At 28.8% G+C, this 4,585-nt stretch carries 6 protein-coding genes; 4 read left to right on the top strand and 2 right to left on the bottom strand.

Translation table 11 applies throughout. The features are described from left to right. A partial coding sequence (locus ABY298_RS14945) for a lipoprotein (RefSeq protein ID WP_372746855.1) occupies positions 1–256 on the bottom strand: 256 nt, incomplete at its 3' end. A 218-nt stretch (positions 257–474) separates the two neighbouring features. Between ABY298_RS14945 and ABY298_RS14940 the strand changes: the two genes are divergently transcribed. Beyond that, positions 475–678 carry a hypothetical protein gene (locus ABY298_RS14940; protein ID WP_372746854.1) on the top strand — a complete coding sequence of 68 codons (204 nt, stop codon included), beginning with the start codon at positions 475–477 and terminating at the stop codon, positions 676–678. A 188-nt stretch (positions 679–866) separates the two neighbouring features. Here the strand turns inward: ABY298_RS14940 and trpS are convergent, their stop codons facing one another. Beyond that, entirely contained in the window at positions 867–1,835 is a 969-nt protein-coding gene (gene trpS / locus ABY298_RS14935; protein WP_372746853.1) for a tryptophan--tRNA ligase, read from the bottom strand. Positions 1,836–2,087: 252 nt separating this feature from the next. Here trpS and ABY298_RS14930 point away from each other — a divergent pair, with 252 nt between their 5' ends. The 3 genes from ABY298_RS14930 to ABY298_RS14920 all read left to right on the top strand — a co-directional run. Continuing rightward, positions 2,088–2,693 carry a lysophospholipid acyltransferase family protein gene (locus ABY298_RS14930; protein WP_372746852.1) on the top strand — a complete coding sequence of 202 codons (606 nt, stop codon included), beginning with the start codon at positions 2,088–2,090 and terminating at the stop codon, positions 2,691–2,693. Then, complete coding sequence (locus ABY298_RS14925; protein ID WP_372746851.1) at positions 2,694–3,350, top strand: hemolysin III family protein; 657 nt, start codon at positions 2,694–2,696, stop codon at positions 3,348–3,350. Between the two features lie 80 nt (positions 3,351–3,430). Then, on the top strand, positions 3,431–4,585 hold a 1,155-nt coding region (locus ABY298_RS14920), incomplete at its 3' end, for an Ig-like domain-containing protein (RefSeq protein ID WP_372746850.1).

The raw sequence follows: 4,585 nt of genomic DNA, 5'->3' as shown, positions 1-4,585 counted from the left end.
TTAAATATCCTAAATCATCTCTTCTATTCCCTTGTAATGCAAAGTGGTAAGATCCATCATAATATTCATAAACACAATCCAGTGGATTAACACCTCCACTTGGTAAAAAAGCTTCACCATTTAATAAACAGCCAAAAGTATTTTCTCCTGTTTGGGTAGCTTCTGGTAACTGGTCTATTGGTGCAATAGAATCGTTATCTTTATTACAAGCTGTTAGTAATATGGTAATTGTTAAAATAAGAACTAGTTTTTTCATAATTATACTATTTTAGGGTATCTTAATTATTGTAGTAGTTAAACCGTAAAAAACAACACAAAAAAGACTAATTAGTCTTAAATAGTTATGTAATTTTACGTAGAAAAAATTGTAAGTAGTAAAATAATCCATAGCAAAAAAATCTTTTTTCAAGACTAATTTATAAAAATTAATAATACGAAATGAAATTATTTTAAACAAATAATATTTTACAAAAATTGTGGTTAAAAAATCACAATAAATTTGTGTTTTTAACTTGGATGGGTTATTTAATTTACATTCATTACCGTCATTTTCACCCAAATAAATCAAAACAAGCACTTACTATTTTAGCACTTGCGTTTGTTGTATTGTTAGTGTATTGGTTTGGTGTAAACTATTTACCAGTAGCTAATAATAGTGTTCATACGTATACGGAGTAATAAAATTATTTGGGCGTTACCCTTTGGGTCAGGCTTTCACTACTCGCTTTTTTCAGTTTAAAATAAAACTAAAAAAGAGCTCAAACAAACCGTTCAATCCTTAACGCAAATACATTATTAAATAAAAAAATCCTTATGTTTAAAATACATTCAAAATAAGGATTTATGTTTTATAAAAATGGTGTTTTTTAGTACCCTAATTTTTCTCTTACACGTTTTAAAACATCAGCAGCAACGGCTTTAGCTTTTTCGGCACCAATAGCCAAAGCTTTATCAACTTCTTGTAAGTTTTCCATATAATAATTGTAGCGAGTTCTTTCTTTAGCAAATTTAGTAATTAACAAATCATAAAAAGCTTGTTTAGCAGTTCCATAACCATAATTACCACCTTCATAATTAGCTCTCATTTCAGCAATTTCAGCTTCAGTAGCTAATAATTTATACAATGCAAATAAATTACACGTATCAGGGTTTTTAGGGTCTTCAAGTGGTGTGGAATCTGTTTGAATTTTCATAATTTGCTTACGAAGTTGCTTGTCTGGTAAAAATATATTAATAATATTACCACTAGATTTACTCATTTTTCCACCATCAGTTCCTGGCACCCACATAGATCCTTCTTGTATTTTTGCTTCTGGCGGCACTAAAGTGTCACCCATTTGGTGGTTAAATCGGTTAGCTACATCACGCGTTATTTCTAAATGTTGTAATTGGTCTTTTCCAACAGGAACAATTTCTGCATCGTATAATAAAATATCAGCAGCCATTAACATTGGATAGCTAAATAAACCAGCATTTACATCTTCTAATCTATCTGCTTTATCTTTAAAACTGTGGGCTAATGTTAAACGTTGGTACGGAAAAAAGCAACTTAAATACCAAGAAAGTTCTGTAACTTCAGGAATATCACTTTGTCTATAAAAAACAGTTTTGTTAACATTTAATCCACAAGCAAGCCAAGTTGCGGCCGTGCTGTAGGTGTTTTCACGTAATTCTTTACCGTTTTTTATTTGTGTTAAAGAATGCAAATCAGCAATAAATAAAAATGATTCGTTTTTAGGGTTATTTGCCATTTCAATAGCAGGGATAATTGCGCCTAATAAGTTTCCTAAATGTGGTGTTCCAGTACTTTGTACACCTGTTAAAATTCTCGACATTTTTTCAAAATTTAAGTGGCAAAAATACATATTTTAAAAAGAAATTAGAATAGAATTAAATATGTATTTTTGATACTTATGAATTTATTTAAATACTTGTTTTATATTTTTTGGCGATGCTGGTTTTACGGTTGGGTATTATTTACAATAATTCCAATTTTTCCGGTATTATTAATTGTTACCTCTTCAGATAAATTATACCCCATTTTTTTTAAAATGGCACAAGCTTGGGCTAAAACCATTTTATTTGTGATGGGTTTTAAAGTAGATTTGTTTGAAGAAGAAATAGTTGACAATACAAAAAGTTATATGTTTTGTCCTAATCACACTTCTATGATAGATGTTATGGTTATGCTCTCAGTTGCCAGAAATCCATTTGTGTTTGTGGGAAAAAAAGAATTGACTAAAATTCCAATTTTTGGTTTTTTTTACAAACGTACCTGCATTATTGTTGATAGAAGCAATTCTAAAAGCAGATTGGCCGTTTTTGAAGCTGCCAGAAAAAGGTTAAGCAATGGTTTAGATGTTTGTATTTTTCCAGAAGGGTTAGTTCCAGATGACGAAAGTATTGTTTTAAGTGAATTTAAAAATGGCGCTTTTCGTTTAGCCATAGAACACCAAATACCCATTGTTCCAATGACTTTTTACGATTGTAAAAAACGTTTTTCTTATACTTTTTTTAGTGGAAAACCAGGAAAATTAAGAGTAAAAGTTCATAGTTTTTTAAGTACTGAAGGTCTTACCTTAAAAAATAGTGATGCTTTAAAAAAGCAAACATATAATTTAATATACAATGAACTCGTTAATGATTTAAAAAAGAAGATTACCTTTTCAAATATTTCTAAAATCAAAAAATAAATGAAGCCAAAAAGAACCACTTATTACGATCCTAAAGAAGAAAAACTAAATGTTCTATCGCACGGAATAGGATTGGTTTTAAGTATTGTAGCGTTGGTATTGTTGGTTGTTTATTCTAGTTTAGAAGGCGGCCCTTGGCATATTGTTAGTTTTAGTATTTATGGAGTTAGTTTAATTGTATTGTATTCTGCATCAACATTGTATCATTATGTTCAAAGTCCAAAATTACGTCATAAATTAAATATTTTCGATCACGCATCTATTTATATTTTAATTGCCGGTACATACACTCCTTTTACGTTAGTTGTTTTAAATGGTTGGGTTGGTTGGACTATTTTTGGAGTTTCTTGGGGCTTGGCTTTAATTGGTGTTATTTTAAAATTGTTTTTTATTGGCAGGTTTGATAAAATTTCGACAATAGCTTATGTGCTAATGGGTTGGTTAATTGTTTTTGCAATAAAACCTTTGGTAAATAATTTACCTCTTGAAGGGTTACTTTGGTTATTGGCAGGTGGTATTTTTTACACAGTTGGTGCGGTTTTATACAGCATAAAAAGCATTAAATACAACCATGCAATTTTTCATATTTTTGTATTGTTAGGAAGTTTCAGTCACTTTATGGCGGTGTTTTTTTATGTTTTGCCTATAAAAAAGTAGGTTTTAAAAATCATCTTTTTATTTTGGTATTTTTTTGTAACTTCATTCAAAATTTGCTAAACCTATAAATTCATCCAAAAATGAAAGTGAAATACCTGTTTTTAACACTTGTAGTAAGTGTTATGGCTTTATCGTGTAAAAAAGATACAAACCAACAACCTGATAATATTTTTAAATTTAGAGACTATATTAGTTATACAACTTCTGGGTTAGTTTCTACTGCAGATCCTATAAAAATTGATTTAGCAAAAGAAGTAGATTCTTGGGAGCCAAACAAAGAGCTTTCTTTAAAAATAATTAAAATTTCACCCGAAATTGATGGAAAATTAACAGCATTAAATAGTAGAAGTTTAATTTTTCAACCTTCAAAAAATTTAGAACAAAATACCGAATATACAGTTACTATTTTACTGCATAAAATATACAATAATGTTCCTGAAGAATTTAAAACTTTCACCTTTAAATTTAAAACTATTCAACAAAATTTTAGCATTAATACAACTAATTTTCAGTCGTATAACAGAGAATGGAAATATATTGAAGGATTGCTTAAAACCACCGATATTTTAACTTTAGAAAATGCAAAAACAATACTTTCTGCTTCGCAAAAAAATAAAAATCTTAAAATAAAATGGAATGAATCGGACTCGTTAAGTACACAATTTCAGTTTATTATAGATAGTGTACAACGATTTGTAGATGATTCTGAAGTAATAATTGCGTGGAATGGCAAAAAAATTAATGTAGAAAATAAAGGAGAAAGTTCCTTTAAAATTCCGGGTAAAAATAATTTTAGTATTTTAAATGTTGAGGTTATTCAATCTCCCGAACAGTATTTGAAAATTAATTTCTCCGATCCAATTAAAATGCAACAAAATTTTGATGGATTGGTTGAAATTCAAAATAACAACAATGTAACTTTTACGGTTGATGGAAATATTTTAAAAGTGTTTCCAAGCACAAGAATTGCCGGAAATGTTCAAGTTGAGGTTTTTCAAGGAATTTCAAGTACAGATGGCTATAAACTTAAAAATAATTTTTCAGAAATTATTGCTTTTGAGCAGTTAAAACCACAGGTCAGATTAGTTTCTAGCGGTGTAATTTTACCAAACTCTAACGATTTAAAATTTAATTTTGAAGCTGTTAATTTAAAAGCTGTTGATGTTAGAATTATCAAAATTTTTGAAAATAACATTTTGCAATTTTTACAAACAGATAATTTAGGAAGCAATAAT

It is taken from the genome of Lutibacter sp., from assembly GCF_041596795.1.
Taxonomy (GTDB): Bacteria; Bacteroidota; Bacteroidia; order Flavobacteriales; family Flavobacteriaceae; genus Lutibacter.
This window is presented reverse-complemented; position numbering and strand designations above follow the sequence as displayed.